Annotated in this window: 18 protein-coding genes; 12 read left to right on the top strand and 6 right to left on the bottom strand. The window is 47.1% G+C overall.

All coding sequences use genetic code 11. The annotated features are described in order from the left end of the window. Nucleotides 1–33 precede the first annotated feature (33 nt). From KW844_RS16495 to KW844_RS16480, 4 genes are read right to left on the bottom strand one after another with little or no spacing between them, the layout of a single operon-like run. Complete coding sequence (locus KW844_RS16495) at nt 34–972, bottom strand: TerC/Alx family metal homeostasis membrane protein (protein ID WP_218377884.1); 939 nt, start codon at nt 970–972, stop codon at nt 34–36. 53 nt (nt 973–1,025) lie between these two features. Then, nucleotides 1,026–2,735 carry a gliding motility-associated ABC transporter substrate-binding protein GldG gene (gldG, locus tag KW844_RS16490; protein WP_218377883.1) on the bottom strand — a complete coding sequence of 570 codons (1,710 nt, stop codon included), beginning with the start codon at nt 2,733–2,735 and terminating at the stop codon, nt 1,026–1,028. A gap of 6 nt (nt 2,736–2,741) precedes the next feature. Next, a complete protein-coding gene (gene gldF / locus KW844_RS16485) occupies nt 2,742–3,482 on the bottom strand; it encodes a gliding motility-associated ABC transporter permease subunit GldF (RefSeq protein WP_218377882.1) in 741 nt (246 codons plus the stop codon). A gap of 60 nt (nt 3,483–3,542) precedes the next feature. After that, nucleotides 3,543–4,736 (bottom strand): IscS subfamily cysteine desulfurase, encoded by a 1,194-nt coding sequence (locus KW844_RS16480; RefSeq protein ID WP_218377950.1) that lies wholly within the window; start codon nt 4,734–4,736, stop codon nt 3,543–3,545. 41 nt (nt 4,737–4,777) lie between these two features. Between KW844_RS16480 and mce the strand changes: the two genes are divergently transcribed. The 3 genes from mce to KW844_RS16465 all read left to right on the top strand — a co-directional run bounded on the left by mce (nt 4,778) and on the right by KW844_RS16465 (nt 8,428). Next, entirely contained in the window at nt 4,778–5,179 is a 402-nt protein-coding gene (mce, locus tag KW844_RS16475) for a methylmalonyl-CoA epimerase (RefSeq protein ID WP_218377881.1), read from the top strand. A gap of 586 nt (nt 5,180–5,765) precedes the next feature. Further along, a complete protein-coding gene (locus KW844_RS16470; protein WP_218377880.1) occupies nt 5,766–6,575 on the top strand; it encodes a helix-turn-helix domain-containing protein in 810 nt (269 codons plus the stop codon). 83 nt (nt 6,576–6,658) lie between these two features. Next, nucleotides 6,659–8,428 (top strand): DUF885 family protein, encoded by a 1,770-nt coding sequence (locus KW844_RS16465; protein ID WP_218377879.1) that lies wholly within the window; start codon nt 6,659–6,661, stop codon nt 8,426–8,428. Between the two features lie 440 nt (nt 8,429–8,868). Here KW844_RS16465 and murF read toward each other — a convergent pair whose 3' ends face one another. Then, nucleotides 8,869–10,152: a UDP-N-acetylmuramoyl-tripeptide--D-alanyl-D-alanine ligase gene (gene murF / locus KW844_RS16460; protein ID WP_218377878.1), complete on the bottom strand. Its 1,284-nt coding sequence runs from the start codon at nt 10,150–10,152 to the stop codon at nt 8,869–8,871. Between the two features lie 117 nt (nt 10,153–10,269). Here murF and KW844_RS16455 point away from each other — a divergent pair, with 117 nt between their 5' ends. The 5 genes from KW844_RS16455 to apaG all read left to right on the top strand — a co-directional run bounded on the left by KW844_RS16455 (nt 10,270) and on the right by apaG (nt 12,929). Further along, nucleotides 10,270–10,638, top strand: a complete 369-nt coding sequence (locus tag KW844_RS16455) for a hypothetical protein (RefSeq protein ID WP_218377877.1) — start codon at nt 10,270–10,272, stop codon at nt 10,636–10,638. 16 nt (nt 10,639–10,654) lie between these two features. Then, nucleotides 10,655–11,203, top strand: coding sequence for a YceI family protein (locus KW844_RS16450; protein ID WP_218377876.1), 549 nt, complete (start codon nt 10,655–10,657; stop codon nt 11,201–11,203). Nucleotides 11,204–11,224: 21 nt separating this feature from the next. Then, nucleotides 11,225–12,166, top strand: coding sequence for a DUF5777 family beta-barrel protein (locus KW844_RS16445; RefSeq protein WP_218377875.1), 942 nt, complete (start codon nt 11,225–11,227; stop codon nt 12,164–12,166). Beyond that, entirely contained in the window at nt 12,154–12,480 is a 327-nt protein-coding gene (locus KW844_RS16440; protein ID WP_218377874.1) for a DUF4157 domain-containing protein, read from the top strand. Before KW844_RS16445 ends, KW844_RS16440 begins: the two co-directional genes overlap by 13 nt. A 62-nt stretch (nt 12,481–12,542) precedes the next feature. Beyond that, nucleotides 12,543–12,929 carry a Co2+/Mg2+ efflux protein ApaG gene (gene apaG / locus KW844_RS16435; protein ID WP_073078323.1) on the top strand — a complete coding sequence of 129 codons (387 nt, stop codon included), beginning with the start codon at nt 12,543–12,545 and terminating at the stop codon, nt 12,927–12,929. 66 nt (nt 12,930–12,995) lie between these two features. Here the strand turns inward: apaG and KW844_RS16430 are convergent, their stop codons facing one another. Continuing rightward, nucleotides 12,996–14,030: a hypothetical protein gene (locus KW844_RS16430; protein ID WP_218377873.1), complete on the bottom strand. Its 1,035-nt coding sequence runs from the start codon at nt 14,028–14,030 to the stop codon at nt 12,996–12,998. A 71-nt stretch (nt 14,031–14,101) separates the two neighbouring features. Between KW844_RS16430 and KW844_RS16425 the strand changes: the two genes are divergently transcribed. The 4 genes from KW844_RS16425 (at nt 14,102) to KW844_RS16410 (ending at nt 18,147) form a co-directional block, all read left to right on the top strand. Further along, nucleotides 14,102–14,788, top strand: coding sequence for a porin family protein (locus KW844_RS16425; RefSeq protein WP_218377872.1), 687 nt, complete (start codon nt 14,102–14,104; stop codon nt 14,786–14,788). 19 nt (nt 14,789–14,807) lie between these two features. Then, a complete protein-coding gene (locus KW844_RS16420) occupies nt 14,808–16,475 on the top strand; it encodes an NAD+ synthase (RefSeq protein WP_218377871.1) in 1,668 nt (555 codons plus the stop codon). A gap of 34 nt (nt 16,476–16,509) precedes the next feature. Then, nucleotides 16,510–17,778, top strand: coding sequence for a serine--tRNA ligase (gene serS, locus KW844_RS16415; RefSeq protein ID WP_218377870.1), 1,269 nt, complete (start codon nt 16,510–16,512; stop codon nt 17,776–17,778). 69 nt (nt 17,779–17,847) lie between these two features. Further along, entirely contained in the window at nt 17,848–18,147 is a 300-nt protein-coding gene (locus tag KW844_RS16410; RefSeq protein WP_218377869.1) for a cytochrome c, read from the top strand. The last annotated feature ends 48 nt before the right edge of the window (nt 18,148–18,195 follow it).

Here is an 18,195-nt window from a genome sequence, read left to right as displayed (position 1 = left end):
GCGGCTGCAAAAACGTTTCTTTACAGCTGCCTTTTACTTCACTTGTCCTTTCGGTAATTCTTTCTTATCATGGTAAAGGGAATAAAGAATAGAACCTCCAAGGCATACTACAATCACAATCAGTGATACGTATACGGGTATATGAATAAAATACTCTGCGAGCATTTTAAGGCCTATGAATACTAATACAATCGCAATGCCCTGCGGGAGGTAATCAAACTTATCCACTGCACCACGCAGCAGGAAGAATAAGGACCTTAACCCAAGCACAGCAAATATATTAGAGGTAAATACAACCATCGGGTCTTGTGAGATGGCAAACACCGCAGGAATAGAATCCAGCGCAAATACGATATCTGTAAATGCCAGCATTACCACTACCACAGATAACGTGGTGAGATAGGTTTTACCACTACGCTTGATCAGAAATTTTCCCTGCGGATCTTCTGTTGTCCAGCGCATGTATTTGCTGATAAATTTCAACGCCAGGTTGTCCTGTGGATTAAATTCATCCTCCTCTTTGGCATTGAACATCTTCACACCGGTATACACCAGGAACAATCCGAAAATATAGAGTATCCACTCAAATTTATGGATCAATACCACGCCCAGGCTGATAAATATAGCACGGAAAACGATAGCCATCAAAATCCCGATCAGCAATACGCGGGCATAACTCTCCTCTTTTATTTTAAAATATCCAAATATTAAAATGAATACAAATATATTGTCGATGGAAAGTGACCACTCCATCAGATAAGCACTCAGGTAGGCGATAGCCGATTCCTGACCATCCTCGTACCAAATGAATCCAAAAAATAACAGGGACAAGCTCACCCAGAAACAAGTCTGAACCAATGCCTTCTTGATCGTCATCTGTTCATTTTTCTTGCTAAGCAAGCCAAGGTCAAAAATAAGCGCTACAGTTACTACAATGCCGAATATCAGGTACGTCCACTGTGTGGGTGTCATGTGACAGGTGTTTAAATTAGGTGAACAGCAAATATAATCAAGTTACGCGTGATCTATTCTGCGAACTTGCGTTGTCTGATAAAGAGGAAAACCATCGCGAATATCAATACCATTCCAATGGGGAGTATAAAGCAGATAGCCTGCCACTTTGTTTTCTCCTTTTTCACCTTCTCTGTATCCAGCAGGCGTAATGTTATTTCTTTGTTACGGCTTTCCATAATGCCGTGCTTGCCAGTCAGGAATTCCATACAGTTAAGCATAAACTCCTTATTGGCAAAGGCGTAGCCAGGATTGTATTCATTGATTCCCATTTGCAGCGGTCCTTCCTTACGGCTTACGGCATTGGCGATCAGGTCGCCGTCGCTCACCACAATCATCGCATTGGCCTTGTCTGTATTGGCTTTGTATGGGGTACCACTGGCTACTTCCATCTCAGCAGCTGCCTTGGCGTCCAGGCGGTTGCGGAACAGGGAGGTGAACTGGCCTTCCAGCAGTACAGCCGTAGCCAGGTGCTGCTGGCGGTACTCACGCGGATTAGGTTGTGTTTTCAACATCTCCCAGCTGATCTCTGCCGGCACGCGGATGGCGCGGGTGGAGCGGCTGCTGGTGAGCAGGATTGTTTTTTTCAATCCTTCTGTACGTACGGTATCCATGGAACTTACGAAGTGACTCAGCACCAGGTCCAGGTTTTTTACAATTGGATGGGCGCCGGTGGGCGTCAACAGTGGAAACAGCGGAAACGGCAGCTGAATGATCTGCGGGCGGTTGCCTACATTGCCTACCACCATTGGTACGGCATCGGATTGCAGGTCCTGGATCAGGTCCTGGTTGATGCGCACGCCATATCGGAATAACAGGTCTTCCAGATTCAAACCCTTATCAAATGCGAGGAATGAGGGTTTTTGTTGCAAACTGTCAAAGCTGGCGTTGGTTTCATCAATAAACCAGATCACCTTTCCCCCATTCATCACATACTGGTCAATCTTAAATTTATCGGCATCGCTGAAAGTCTCTGCCGGCTTGGCAAACAGGATAACGTCAAAATCTTTAGGTATATAAGCTGTCCCCTGCAGGGTGAGGGTATCCAGACTATAATTGGTTTGCAGGGTTGTCAGTGCGTCATATACTTCGGCACCCAGCGATTCGCCATGGCCAAGCATATAGCCAACCAGAGGTTTTTCTTTTTCCTGGAGCTTGCTGATAGCGCTTGCAAACTGGTATTCCAGGAGAGATTCGGAGGCATTCATGCTTTGCATGGGATCTTGTCCGCCCTGGTTTTTCAGGAGGTTTACCCCAAGGGTGTCTCCTTTATAATGTACCAGCGCACCCGGAAATATTAGTTTTTCCTGGTAGCTGTCATTGGCATCTCCCTGTACCTTCATATTATAAGGCATGATGCCTTTTTCGGTAAGGGCGCCTAAAAATTTCATCCGGGCGGTGTCGCTCAGCCCCTGGCCGGGGTTTACGAAAGTAAACCGCAGGTTTTGCCTGCCATATTCCCGGAATTCTTCCAGCAATTCCTGGGTGGCCTGCGCCAGTTGTTTAAAGGAGGCCGGGTAATCGCCCTTGAGGTATACTTCAATTTCTACGGGACTATCGAGTCCACGCAGGAGTTGTACCGTACTGTTAGAAAGGGTATATCTTTTTTCTGCGGTGAGGTCCCAGCGGCCGTGCAGATAGGCGGCGCCTATGTTTACTGCTATCAGCAGCAGGATAACAGCCAGTGCGCGCTGAAAATATTTTTTTCGTATAGTCGTTGCCATGAGTCCTTATCCGTTTTGCCAGATTTTGCGTTGCAGAGATAGTTTGGTCAGATAGAGCATCAGCCCTGTAATACTGCAGAAGTAGATTACATCGCGACTGTCGATCACGCCCCGGCTGACGGAGAGGTAGTGAAATTTAATGCCTGCCATTTGCAGGTAGTAATCGGCTCCGCCTTGCAGGGCCGGTATTTTACTCAGGGCATCAAATCCGTTATAAAAGATGAAGCAGGTAAATACCGCTACCAGGAAAGCCACCATGGCATTGGCAGTAATGCTGGACGCCCATATACCGATGGCGGTAAAAGCTGCACCCAGGAGCAGTAGCCCGATGTAGGCGCCTATGATCCCGCCATTGTCGAGCAGGGCCGGATTTACACTTAACTGCCGGATAGCAAAGTAATAAATAATGGTAGGCAACAGGGAAATCACCACGATCAGCAGGCTGCTAAGGAATTTTCCCAGCACCACATCCCAGCCGGAAAGTGGTTTGGTACTCAGGAGTTCCATGGTACCGGTTTTAAACTCATCCGCAAAACTGCGCATGGTAATAGCAGGAATCAGCAACAGGTATAGCAATGGTGCCAGGTCGAACAGCGGGTCCAGGTTAGCATAGCCTGTATCCAGCAGGCTGGTATCCGGAAACACGAACAGGAACAATCCATTGGCCAGTAAAAACAGTATGATGGCTACATAGCCGGTAATACCGCTGAAAAACTGGTTAATCTCTTTCTTAAAGATGGCTTGCATGAATAGTAGTTAGTGAAGATGCAAATATATATTTATTAGATAATGCTAGTCAGGGATTTATTATTGTGCGAGGCCGGATTTAAATGCTTCCCACTGGGGGCTGATTTTCCGCATTTCCAGTACCGCGTTGGTAATGGTAGTGATGGCAAAGTCAATTTCTTCCCGGGTGGTGAACCGGCCCACGCCCATGCGGAGCGCATTCCGGGCCAGGGTATCATCCAGTCCCATGGCTTTCAGCACATAGCTGGGCTCCATGGAGGCGGAGGTACAGGCGGACCCTGAGCTCAGGGCTATCTGCTTATTGAAAGTCATAATAAGGGTTTGGCCTTCCAGGTAATTCAGGGAGATGTTGGTCGTATGTGGAAGGCGGTATATGTTACTGCCATTGCGCCGGCTGGCTTCAAGCGCCAGCAGACCGGTTTCGAGGCGATCGCGTAAGGCGGCGAGTCGCAGGGCTTCGGTATCCATTTCTTCAGCACATATTTCACAGGCTTTTCCAAAACCGGCAATGCCAGGTACATTGAGGGTGCCTGAGCGCATGCCTCTTTCATGGCCGCCCCCGTCTATCTGTGCGCTGAGTTTTACGCGCGGACCTTTACGACGCACATAGAGCGCCCCTACCCCCTTTGGACCGTAGAGTTTATGGGCACTGAAGGCCATGAGGTCAATTCCATCTCCCAAAACATTTACAGGAACTTTGCCTACTGCCTGGGTAGCATCACAAAAGAAGATCACATTACGCTCCTTGGCCAGCTGGCCTATTGCTTTTACGGGCTGTATCACCCCGGTTTCATTGTTGGCATACATAATGGCGATGAGGATCGTTTCCGGTGTAATGGCGGCAGCAATATCTTCTACCGACACCAGCCCTTCCTCATTTACCGGCAGCCATGTAACGCGAACCCCCTTTTTTTCCAGGTGCTTACAGGTATCGATCACCGCCTTATGCTCCGTTACCGATGTAATAATATGATTACCAGTGGCCGCATAAGTTTCTGCTACGCCTTTGATGGCCAGGTTGGCGGCTTCTGTAGCGCCGGAGGTAAACACAATTTCCTGCTTCACGGCGCCAATCAGCGCGGCCACCTGCTCCCGGGCATAATCCACCGCTTCCTCCGCCACCCAGCCAAAGGAGTGACTCCGGCTGGCGGCATTGCCATACTGGGTGGTAAAATAAGGTAACATCGTTTCCAGCACCCTCGGATCGCAGGCAGTGGTAGCGTTATTGTCCAGGTAAATAGGTAATGGCTGCATCAAACAAAAATACGACATTCGGCATAGTAAATATAACGCCCATGCTCAAGGTTGAACACATCGGAATTGCTGTAAAGTCGCTGGAAACAAGCATTCCCGTTTATGAAAAACTACTCAATACCCCCTGCTATAAACAGGAACCCGTAGCCAGCGAAAATGTGGTTACTGCCTTTTTTCAAACCGGCGAAAACAAAATTGAACTGCTGGAAGCCACCGCCCCGGAAAGTGCTATCGCTAAATTCCTGGAAAAAAAAGGGGAAGGCATCCATCATATTGCCTTTGATGTGGCTGATATATATGCTGAAATGGACCGGCTAAGGTCCGAAGGATTTGTTTTATTGAATGAAACACCTAAAAAAGGGGCAGATAACAAACTTATTTGCTTCGTTCATCCAAAGAATACACACGGCGTATTAATCGAGATCTGCCAGGAAATTCGCTAAAAAACCCATCTTGATTTAGTTAAATATTTCGAATTTTAATAATTAGATTTTTTTAAACTTTTTTTCCATTTTAGCAATCCAAACTTATTTATGGTTCGTAAGTAAATATGTAGCGGGCAGAAAGAGGGCTACTAACAACCAAAAAAAAATATTTTAAAAATTCTGAACAAAACTATTTTCTATCACGTTATCTATATATACACAATTACAAAAAGACAATCATAACTAAAAATATTAGGGCTTTTAACCAGCTCAGCTGCAAAAGCTCTTAACGATTACTCTAAAGTTGGCATAGGTTATGAACACCTGCGGGTTTTTTAGCTTGCAGGTCTTTTTTTTTATATAAGTCCTATGTTCAAAATGTTCTAAAAGCGGTAAGGGGAAGAATAAGGTAGGTAGCAACCACGCTAATATAAACGACAACCCCGGGCATCTAATTGTGAAGAACTCCTAAAATCTTTTTGAAGGGAAGAAGCCGGTTCAGTACGAACCGGCTTCTTCCCTTTAATGCTCTATTTCGTTTATACATCAGTGTTATACCTACAGAATTTTAATAAGGCTGCAGAATTTCCTTATTTTGTAGTACATGGAAAGTAAGGGGGCCATATTATTGGAAGCAGGTACCTATGTGGGAGCACGGGTACGTCAGCAGGTGTTCGACGGGATCATCGCTTCGGAAAATTTTTATGAAGGCGGTACCATATCCGACTGGCATTTTCATGAAAACCCCCACTTCTCACATATCCTCCAGGGTGGTAGTAAGGAGATACGCGGCAAATCCCCCGAACAACAACTCCCTGGCTCCTCCCTGTATTATTATCCCGGTATAGCCCATCAGAATATGAATTACCAATCCGGGACCCGCATCTTTAACCTGGAGTTTACCCCCGCCTTTTTGACGAAGTATAATATCAATATACCTGAGGAATCGTGGATGTTTAGCAGTAATATTCAATGGAATAGTCACCTCCTGGTGAGTATAATGGCGGAACATTTTCGAAGCGATACCAGTAGCAGCCTGCTATCTGTTCATCAGCTCTGTATTAATCTGCTCAGCTCAGCCAGCAGGCCGGAAGAAATAAATCCCGCCTGGACCAGGCAGGTGAAAGAAGCCATGTACGATAACTGGAACAGGCCGCTGTCACTCACCGACCTGGCAGCACAAGTAGCCCTTCATCCGGTAACGATCTCCCGTTATTTTCCGCGATACTTCGGATGCACACTGGGTGAATATCTCCGGAAAATAAAAATTGAAAAATCCCTGAGCATGATCCGGGAAGGGAAACAATCACTCACGGAAATAGCCTACGACTGCGGCTTTGCAGACCAGGCCCACTTCATCAAAACCTGTAAACGCCTCACAGGTATTACCCCCAAACAATACCAGAAATTCTAAGCCAGGTTAATTGCGTACAATTTTACCCCGGGCATCAGGAATACTTTTGCAATAGGAGCTGTTGAATAGCTCTGGAAAATAGTATGAAAAAGTTAGTCCATCTCTTTATTTTAGTGCTGGTAACAGCTAGCCTATCCGCGCAACAGCAAAACTCAGCCCTGCACCGGCTGTTCGAAAAGTATTACGAACGGGAATCCTATTTCAACCCGCTGCAAGCCACTGCCAATGGCCTCCATCAATATGATGATTTACTGCCTAACGATGGTTCCTCCAGCTTTATCCATGCACGCCGCGATTTTTACACGACCACGCTAAAAGCACTTAATCAGTTTAACCGCGCTGACTTATCAGCTGCGGATCAGATTTACTACGACATCCTGGAATACACGCTCCGCATAAGTTTGGAAGGATTAAACCTCCACCTGGAATACATGCCCTTTAATCAATTTATTTCATCGGTGGCCACAGACTTACCCTTATTCGGTTCCGGTGAAGGCCCCCAGCCATTTACGACAATTAAGGATTATGAAAATTGGGCAAAGCGCATGACAGCGTTTAAAGAATGGACAGATACTGCCATCGCAAACTTTGAGAAAGGGAGAAAATCCGGCATTGTACTGCCCAAAGACCTTGTTACGCAAATGATTGCTCAAATGGCGGCCCTGGCGGAAAGAGATACTGCCAAAAGTATTTTCTATACGCCCATCCGTAAATTTCCCGGCACTTTTTCCGTACGGGAAAAACAACGTCTAACGGAAATGTATATACGCATTATACCAACGTATGTGCTTAATAGTTATGCAGCCCTTACCACCTACCTGAAAAATGTTTACCTGGCTGATGCACAGGATCAGCCAGGCTTGCACGCATTGCCAGGTGGGGATAGCCTGTACCGCTATTTCATTAAGCTCTACACTACCACTGCCTCGCTCTCCGCCGACTCCATCTATCACCTTGGTGTGCAAGAAGTTGACCGCATTACGATGGCGATGGAAAAGAACAAAACAATCACCGGCTTCAAAGGCACCCTGCAGGAATATTTTCATTTCCTACGTACTGACCCTCAGTTCAGGCCTTTTAAAACTCCGGAACAGGTGTTAAATGCTTATCAGTCCATCTACCATAAAATACAACCCCATTTAAAAAAGCTATTTGAATTTGAACCTAAAACAAAATTTGTAATCCGCAGGGTGGAAGCCTTTCAGGAAGCAGCCATGGGCGGCCCCTATTATATCAAAGGCAACCTGAAAGAGCAGCGGCCGGGAACTTTTTTTGTACCCATCCCGGACGCCACAAAAATCAATGTAGTTTTTTACGGACTTGAATGTACGTTCATCCATGAAGCCATCCCCGGCCACCACTATCAGATAGCATTACAACAGGAACAAGCCGGGCTGCCGGAGTTCCTTCAACAAAATGCGTTGTATGCATTCATGGAAGGATGGGCGCTATATTGTGAGTCGCTGGGCGACAGCCTCGGCTGCTATACCGATCCCTACCAGAAAATGGGCGCACTGAACAACGAAATTCACCGCGCCATCCGCCTGGTTGTGGATGTGGGTATTCATACCGGCAGGCTATCCAAAGAGCAGGCCGTACAGTATATGATGGCCCATGAATCCATTAGCCATGAAATTGCTGCCAAAGAGGTAGAACGTTATATGGCCTGGCCTGCACAGGCACTTTCCTATAAAATCGGAGAACTGAAAATAAAGGCGCTGAAGGAAAAATATAAACAATCGCAGGGCGCGCGATTCAGTGAACCAGCGTTTCATTATGCATTACTAAAATACGGATGTATGCCGCTGGATGTGCTGGAAAGGTATATGGATAGCTGGAATGCAATGCAATAAATGATTGAACTTTTTACGTGTATGCGTTTAGGTTATACACTTGCATCTCCCCAAAATAAAAAAGCAGACCAGTAAACACCGGCCTGCTTTTTCGTATAGGGATAAACGTATTAATTGAAAATATAGCGTATGCCAATCTGGCCTTGCCAGCGGCTGATAGTAGCAGTATTGTCTCTCCATGAATTCGTCAATGGAATTTCATTTTAAGCCATACTGCCGGCGTAGGTCCTGCAAATAAACCTACGTGAATTCACTGTTGCATACGGGAAAGAACCGTCTGGTGTGCTGGCAAACGACAATGCATAACGTGCGGTTGTCAAAGCCCCATTCTGTGCGCTGGTATAGAAATCAGCGAGGGAGTTATAACGATAGTTACCTACATAGTTAGGCGCAAAACCATTCAGGAAAGTTTTGTAATAGTTATCTCCCCAAAAACTAAATTATTGACTGATAACTCTTTCCATTCCGGTACTTCGGGAGCCTTTTACTAATATATAAGTATTTTTAAACTGTTGCTGTTCCAGCCATTTTTTGGCTTCGAGGGCATCGGGTAAAAAGATATACGGGTGCGTTACTTTCTGGAAATCTCCGCCTACGAGTACTACGGCATCCCAATGTGTGTGCTGTAATGCATCTACGAGGGCCTGGTGTTCTTTTATGCTATCATCTCCCAGTTCCATCATCGCTCCCAGCAAAAGAACCTTTTTAGGTGCCTGTAAGCCCGCGAAGTTGTCGAGTGCTGCTTTCATGCTGGAGGGATTGGCGTTGTAAGCATCCATGATGATGGTATTGGAATCTTGTCTGATCACCTGTGAACGGTTGTTGGACGGGGTATAGGCAGCAATGGCAGGAGCAATTTTTTGTGCCGGCACTTTAAAGTGACTGGCCACCGTAACAGCGGCCATTACATTCGGGAAGTTATAAGCGCCTACCAGCTGCGTCTGGATCAGGCCCACGGTACTATCGCCCGTTACTTGCACTTCCAGGAATGCTTTATCTGCCAGGGCTTTGCCGGTATAATCAGCATTTTCCTGGCCATAGGTCACAATATGTGCAATGCCCTGACTCATATCCACCAGGTAGCCATAATCATTGCAAACGAACACGGTGCCGTTGTGTGCGCGGAGGTAATCGTACAATTCCCCTTTTGCTTTTTTAACGCCTTCTTCGCCGCCAAAGCCTTCCAGGTGTGCTTTTCCGATGTTGGTGATGATACCGTGGGTAGGCAATGCGATCTTGCAATAAGCCTCAATTTCATGTTGGTGGTTAGCACCCATCTCTATCACTGCCAGTTCCACATCTTCGCGGATGCTGAGGATGGTAAGTGGTACACCAATATGGTTATTTAGGTTGCCTACGGTGGCGTATGTTTTATAGTTAGATGAAAGTGCCGCATTAATCAGCTCTTTCGTAGTGGTTTTACCGTTAGTGCCGGTAATGGCAATAAAAGGTATGCCCAGTTGCTTGCGGTGATGCAATGCCAGCTGCTGCAGCGCTTCCAGCGCATCATTTACCAGCATCATCTTATCCGGCTGTGTGAAATACTTTTCTTCGTCTACCACCGCAAAGCCGGCGCCCAGCTCCAGGGCCTGGGCCGCAAATTCGTTGCCGTTGAAGTTACCGCCTTTCAAAGCAAAGAAAAGATCGCCCGCTTTGAGCTTGCGGGTATCTGTTTGTATGGACGGGTTTTGCAGGTATGTGCTGTAGAGTTGTTCTATATTCACAGTCTATGGTATTTCTTACAAAAATAAGTCTTGAAAGGAAAGTTGGATATTTTTTTTAGTGAGGCAACGGAAGAAAAAAGTAAAACGTATTACCTTGTAAAAACTACCTGCATCTTTATGAAAAAACTATGGATCCTTACGGGAGGTGTTTGCTTGTTGATTTATGCATGTAAAAACGAGCAGGCGCCCGCGCCACAGGTGAAGTCGGCCTGTGACACCGCTAAAATTTTTACCAGCTATGCCGTTGCTGTTATTCAAGCCAATTGCACATCCAGAGGTTGTCATCCCGGAGGAAATGCACCTGCTGCCGCCAACTTTAGTACTGCTCAGGGAATCAAGGCTTATATTACTGCCCGTCCCAACGTTTTTGCGGAAAGGGTAACCGGGCCACAGGCAGATATGCCACCGGCCGCGTTTTCAGCGCTTTCGCAAGGTGCAAAAGATTCACTGGCCTGCTGGGTAAATCATGGCATGCCGGATCAGTAAACTAAAAAATGTTACTATGAAATATGTTTTACTGCTGGCCTTTGGTCTTTTGCTGCATCAAACAGGTTTTTGCCAGGATATCTTCACGGCAAAAGGTGCCACCATTTCCTTCTTTTCTTCCGCACCGCTGGAAGATATAGAGGCGAAAACCAGCAAGGCGGTTTCTGCCATCAATATCAAAACGAAAGCGATCTATTTTAAGGTGCCCATCGCTTCTTTTGATTTTGAGGAGAGGCTGATGCAGCAACACTTTAACTCCACCTACCTGGAATCAGATAAATATCCTGATGCGGAGTTTAAGGGGAATATACAGGAAGAGGTGGATCTTTCCGTGGCGGGCACTTATAACGTAACGGTAGCGGGTACACTGACTTTACACGGGGTCGATAAACCCTACCGCGAAAAAGGAACCATCACTGTAAGCGGAAATACTTTACAGTTGAATGCAAAATTCAACGTTAAGCTCGCCGATCATAAAATCAAAATCCCAACGATAGTGGTTAAAAATATTGCCGAACAAGTTGCGGTAACCGTCAATGCTACCTATGCTGTTATGGCGAAATAGTCCAAAATCAGAACTTTTATTATGAAAATCATAATTTTTCTGCTGCTCGGCAGCGGCCTGCCTTTCTTATGCCTGGCCCAGTCCGACCTGAGCAACCTCTTTGAAACCACTGGCACCCATCAGCCGGTGTTAAACACGTACAAAGGCACCCGCATCATCATGGGGCAATCCACTGAAACACTAGGCAAGCGGGAGCTGGATTTCCGTGTGGATCACCGCTTTGGCGACCTCGGTGGCGAGTTCGGCGGGGTTAAAACCTTCTTCGGTACGGATAACTCCACCGATATCCGCATAGGCCTGGAATACGGAATCACCGATAAGCTGATGGCAGGCCTAGGACGCAGTAAGGGTTCCGGCCTGGAATCGCAACTGGTAGACGGCCTGGTGAAATACAAACTGCTCACCCAAACCACCGATAACCATGTGCCGCTATCGCTCGCGGTATTCGGTAGTATGAACGTTACCTGCATGACCACCTCGGATAATAAAGCCAGTCCGGTATATTTTGAGGATGGCACCGACCGGCTCAACTATGTGCTGCAAACGGTCATTGGCCGCAAGCTGGGGGACCGCCTAACGCTGTCGTTGAGTCCTACCTACGTACACCGCAATAAAGTAGGATATATGGACATGAATAATATGTTTGCACTGGGTGCTGCCGGGCGACTCAAAGTATCCAAACGCGTTGGGTTTATCGTGGAATACTTCTATCCGTTCCGCTCGCAGGAAAGTAAGGACTACTATGCCACCAACGGCATCAAGTTTTACAATCCGCTGGGAGTAGGCATTGAAATAGAAACCGGTGGCCACGTTTTCCACATCAACTTCACCAACTCTACAGCCATACAGGAAAGCCAGTTTATCCCCGAAACACATTCCTCCTGGCTGCAGGGGCAGTTCAGATGGGGATTCAATATTTCGCGTAGATTTACGTTAGGTGGTAAGAAGACGTGGAAAAAATAAAAGTACGCATACACGAAAATTCATTGCTGGCACTTTTAGCCGCCAAACGGCTGAAGGTGCCGGTAGTAGCAATGGTGATCGGTGATACCGTACATCTGCACGGTGTAACGAAGGCTGTTTTCATGACAGATACAGCGTGGGTAAGGCATGAAGTGTGTCATGTACGCCAATTCCGGGAGTGTGGATTTTTCGCTTTTCTGTATCGTTATTTCAGGGAATACCTGCGAAACGGGTATGTGAATAACTCCTTCGAAGTGGCTGCCAGAGCCGCGGAGAGCGATCCGGCAATGATGGAAGGGGTGGAAATTCACTAAAAAATCGTTAAAGCAGGGTAACACCTCATAATTTTCCTTATTTTTACGTTAAAGGTTGTTATATGGTAAAGAAGGTAACAGAGGGCATCACAATCAGCGTGGAAACATTCTACCAACCGGATTATTCGAATCCAATTGGAAGCGAATTCATGTTCGCCTACCGGATTACTATCGAAAACAACAATACTTTCCCTATCAAATTACTTCGCCGCCACTGGTATATCATTGACTCAAACGGTAACCACCGTGAAGTTGAAGGCGAAGGCGTAGTAGGCGTTCAACCCCTGCTTGCTCCCGGTGAAACTTATCAATACGTCTCGGGATCAAATCTCCGCACCGAAATAGGAAAGATGTATGGTACTTACCAGATGGAAAACCAGCTGGATAAGAAGCTTTTCGAAGTGAAAATACCGGAGTTTCAGATGATTGTGCCATTTAAGCTCAACTAAATCGTACTCCACCCCGGCATTTCAGCTGCCGCAGTACCTGCGGCAAGTACCCGCGATTTTTGTTAACTAACGCGGGCGGTACTTAGCTTCATTGAATATTTCCATTACATCTTTTATTTCCAACAACTGCTGCAGACTCATCTCAGGATGCTTATCCATGTATTTGTTCACAATCTGCAAGCCCACAAAATTTCCGATCTTTCCTGGTGAGCCTTCAGGCATACCCTGCGTAGCAGGGCCATCGCCCATGAAATGGCTGATATCCTGCCAGTCGGTCGAATACAGTAAATTATTTTGTATGAAAAATTGCCACACCATCTGCTCGTTATCGTAGCACCATTTTAATTGCTCCTTCGTATAGCCAAGCCTGATGGTATCGTCTGTAGATGGCAGCACTTTGGCCAGGAAATACTGTTGTCTCCCTGCATCCACTATCTGCGAAATCAGCGTGCCGCTGGTACGCATCGGATACAGCTGGTTATGGATCACCTGCATGGCATTGGTAGCAATATACTCCGGGGTAAACCGGCGGATCATATAGCCGGGCAGGTCCTCGATCATTCCGTATGGTGGAAAGTCAGCTCCCATGTACATATCCAGGCCTATGCCCAGCACAGAATCCACCGTTACGGCGCCATAATTGGCAATGCCGGATATGAAGGTAACCACCTGCGGCGTTTTAAAAGATGGCAGGTAATACTTCGTGTATTTAAACGCCTGTTCCAGATCTTTGCGTACCGACGATAAATTGCCGAACTTTTGCTGCACAGCAGCTTCTAACTGTCGGAAGTCGGGCGTGGTAAGAAACAGGTGCAATTGTTGCTGAATAGCAGCACTGCTGTCGGAATAAGCGCCGAGGTTCATAATATCGGTCATATAAACCGGCGTAAACACCGGATAATTCGCATGCAGCTTTGCCAGGCCCGCCTGTATGTTGTTGGTGTCGATTGTAAACAGCGCTGAGTCAAAACGTTGCGTACTAACGGTAACGCTTATATGGCTTACATCTGGGGGCTTAGGCCCTGATTTACAGGATGCCATGGCTATCGCAGCCAGCAACAGCCAGCTAAATCGGGTGCTTATATTAGTGTAACTTTGCATCGCTCTTAAAAACTGAATAAAGGGTAAATTTATTATATACCTTGTACTTAAAAAAAGACAATATCCTTAATATGAAGCGGATTTTATTTATAATGCTGGTGTTGGGAGTAGTGAAGGGAGCATCTGGACAAAGCAACTATGGCCAATTGCAGAAAAGAGTAAGGCTGGGGTTTAACCTCGATCCAAGTATATCGATCATGAATCCCCAGGAGTCCGGCGCCTCGCGCACCGGCGCCAAAGCAGGACTGGGATTCGGCCTCATCGCTGATTTTAGTCTCAATGAACAGGGTAACTATGCCATCGCCTCCGGTTTCAACGTGGTGCTGGGTGGCAGCAAAATAAAATATGATGCCGGCAAAGGGCTGAGCGACTATAAAGCACAACCCGCAGAGTATAATTTTAAATTCACGCATATCCAGATTCCGCTGGCGCTGAAGCTGAAAACTAATCAGAACGATGCCGGCATGGCCTTCTGGGGGCAGTTTGGTACCTATTTCGCCTTTCCGGTAAGCGCCCGGGTGGACGTGACTACTCCTACCCAGAAATATGATAAGGTGAACATCCTGTCGGATGTAAACAGAATCAACATCGGAATGTTAATAGGTGCTGGGGTCGACTATGAACTGAGCGAATCCCTCACCGGTTCCGTAGGCATCATTTACCAAAATGGCTTTATTGATGCCACCCGCAACGCTAAATGGGACGATGGCAGAGTGAATATGAATAGCTTTGCACTGCGTTTAGGCGTATATTTTTAAGAAGATAATAATTGAAGATATGAAGATCATACTGGCACAGCAGAATTATCACATCGGCAATTTCGAACGAAATACAGCCAGGATTATTGAAGGCATACAGGCCGCTAAGGCACAGGGCGCCGACCTGGTCGTGTTTTCAGAGCTCTGTGTGTGCGGATACCCGCCAAGGGATTTCCTGGAATTTGAAGACTTCATTGCCCAAAGCTATGCAGCCATCAACCAGATTAAACAACATGCTACCGACATCGCCGTACTGGTGGGCGCTCCTGCCCGTAACCCACAGCCTGAAGGGAAAGACCTCTTCAACGCTGCGTGGTTCCTCTACGAAGGCGAGGTAAAACATATCGTTCATAAAACACTGCTCCCTACCTACGACGTGTTTGATGAATACCGCTACTTTGAACCATCCTTTGAATGGAATGTGATTCCGTTCAAAGGCAAAAAACTCGCAGTTACCATCTGCGAGGACATATGGAACCTCGGTGAAAACCTGCTGTACCGCATTTGCCCCATGGACAAGCTCATGGAGCAGCAACCGGATGTGATGATCAACCTCAGCGCCTCTCCGTTCGACTATGACCACGATGAGGACCGTAAAGAAATCATCCGCGCCAACGTGCTCAAATACCGCTTGCCTATGTTCTACTGCAACACGGTAGGTAGCCAGACGGAAATCGTGTTCGACGGTGGCTCCCTCATTTTTGACGCGCAGGGCAACATCGTGAAAGAGCTCCCTTACTTCGAGGAAGCGATGGGCGGTATGGACCTGGAACCCTTGCTCCACAACGGTTCCGTGGTAGCAGAAACCAGTAGTTTCTCCCCACTCACCTCTTTGGAATTTGAACATAACATTGATCGCATCTATGATGCGCTGGTACTCGGTATACGTGATTATTTCGGGAAAATGGGCTTTACAAAGGCCATTCTGGGCTCTTCCGGCGGGATCGACAGCGCAGTGACCCTGGCCATCGCCTGCGATGCCCTGGGGGCGGACAATGTGCGGGCCGTGCTGATGCCATCTCCCTACTCTACCGAACATTCCGTGGATGACGCCGTAGCCTTATCAGAAAACCTGAAGAATCCCTACGATATCATCCGCATCAATACAATTTATGAGACCTTCCTGCAAACGCTGGAGCCCTATTTCAAAGGCCTTCCGTTTAACGTGGCTGAAGAAAACACACAATCCCGTATCCGCGGCAATCTGCTGATGGGACTATCCAACAAATTCGGCTATATTCTGTTGAATACCAGCAATAAAAGCGAGTTATCCACAGGGTACGGTACCCTGTATGGTGATATGGCCGGCGGGTTGTCTGTTTTGGGAGATGTGTATAAAATGCAGGTATATGCGCTTGCCCGTTATATCAACCGGGATAAGGAGATCATACCGCAAAACATCATCGATAAAGCACCTTCCGCCGAGCTGCGGCCGGGTCAGAAAGATAGTGATAGTCTCCCGGACTATGCTGTACTCGACAAGCTGTTATATCAATACATCGAGCGCCGGCAAGGGCCGCGTGAGATCGTTGCACAGGGCTTTGACCCTGCATTAGTCTCGCGGACCCTGAAAATGGTGAACGCCAACGAATACAAGCGCAACCAGTTCTGTCCGATCATTCGCGTATCATCCAAGGCCTTTGGCGTGGGCCGCCGCGTGCCGATCGTAGGAAAATATCTGATATAGCCTTTATCTTTGTCCAAATTTTTAAAATTCAATAATGTTACAAGTACCGTTTATACGTCAGAATAAAGAGCTGGTCCTCGAAAGACTGGCTGTCAAAAATTTTAAAGAAACCAACCTGGTGGATGAGGTGATTGCGCTGGACGACCAACGTAAGAAGCTCACCCTGGAATATGATGAAACACAGGCGCAGGTAAACAGTCTCTCCAAAGAGATTGGTAAACTGATGGGCCAGGGCAAAAAAGAAGAAGGGGAAGCGATGCGCAACCAGGTAAACGAGCTGAAAGAGCGTCTGGCACCCGTAAACGAAGCCCTCAACGCTACAGAAAAAGAATTACTCGATACCCTGGTGAAACTGCCTAACCTGCCATCTACCCTGGTGCCGGTGGGCAAAACCCCGGAAGATAACGTGGTAGTGCGCCAGCAGGGTGAGATCCCTGCATTGCACGCCGGTGCGGTGCCACACTGGGACCTTACCAAAAAATACGATCTGATCGATTTTGAACTGGGCAACAAAATCACAGGTAGTGGTTTCCCGGTATATAAAAACAAAGGTGCCCGCCTGCAACGCGCTATGATCCAGTATTTCCTGGACTATAACATCAACGCAGGGTATACTGAGTTTGCACCGCCTTACATGGTCAATGAAGCCAGTGCCTTCGGTACCGGCCAGCTGCCGGATAAGGAAGGGCAGATGTATCATGCCACGGAAGACAACTTCTTCCTGATCCCTACCGCCGAGGTGCCTTTAACAAACCTCTACCGCGATGAGATCCTGAAAGACGCCGACCTGCCAATCCGCATGACCGGTTATACGCCTTGTTTCCGCCGCGAAGCTGGTTCCTACGGAAAGGATGTACGCGGCCTGAACCGCCTGCACCAATTCGATAAAGTAGAACTGGTACAGCTTACCCATCCTGATAAATCTTACGAAGTACTGGATGAAATGGTAGCACATGTGGAAAGCCTGTTGCAGTCCCTGCAGCTGCCATACCGCATTCTGCGTTTATGTGGCGGCGATATGAGCTTTACTTCTGCGCTTACTTACGACTTTGAAGTGTACAGCGCGGCGCAGCAAAAATGGCTGGAAGTAAGCTCTGTAAGTAACTTTGAAAGCTATCAAAGCAATCGTTGTAAAATCCGCTTTAAAGAAGGTAACGGTAAGCCTCAGCTGGTGCATACCCTCAATGGTAGCTCCCTGGCGCTGCCACGTATCATGGCCTGCATACTGGAAAATAACCAGCATGAGGAGGGGATTAACATCCCGGCCGTTTTACAGGCTTATTTTGGTGCCGGTAAGATCTAGTAACTGCAATTCATAAAAAATCTTTACCTTGAGTATGGTCAATTAATCTGATATATTCAATAAAGTTTTATGAAAACACTACTCCAGTTATCGGCGATCGCAGTATTGCTGTGGGGATGCAGTAAAGGTACCGCCTCTCCGGATAAAGCAGCCGCTACGGAAGCAGCCTTTGCAAAATATCCGGAATCAGATGGCAAAATGGTGTACCGCCAGAACTGCAATAAATGTCATGGTTACAAATGGCCTGAAACCCGCACCGCAGAAAAATGGCCCGGCGTAATCGACCGGATGGCCCGCAAAGCCAAGCTCACCGATGACCAGAAAGCAGCCGTGCTGGACTTTGTAAAGACAAATGCCAAAGCATCATAAAAATTTTAGTAAGGTTTAAAACAATCAGCGGCCGGAAACGGTCGCTTT

The sequence above is a fragment of the Chitinophaga sp. sic0106 genome (assembly GCF_019219075.1).
Lineage (GTDB): Bacteria > Bacteroidota > Bacteroidia > Chitinophagales > Chitinophagaceae > Chitinophaga.
Note: the sequence above shows the minus strand (reverse complement) of the source record. Positions and strands in the feature narration are given on the sequence as shown.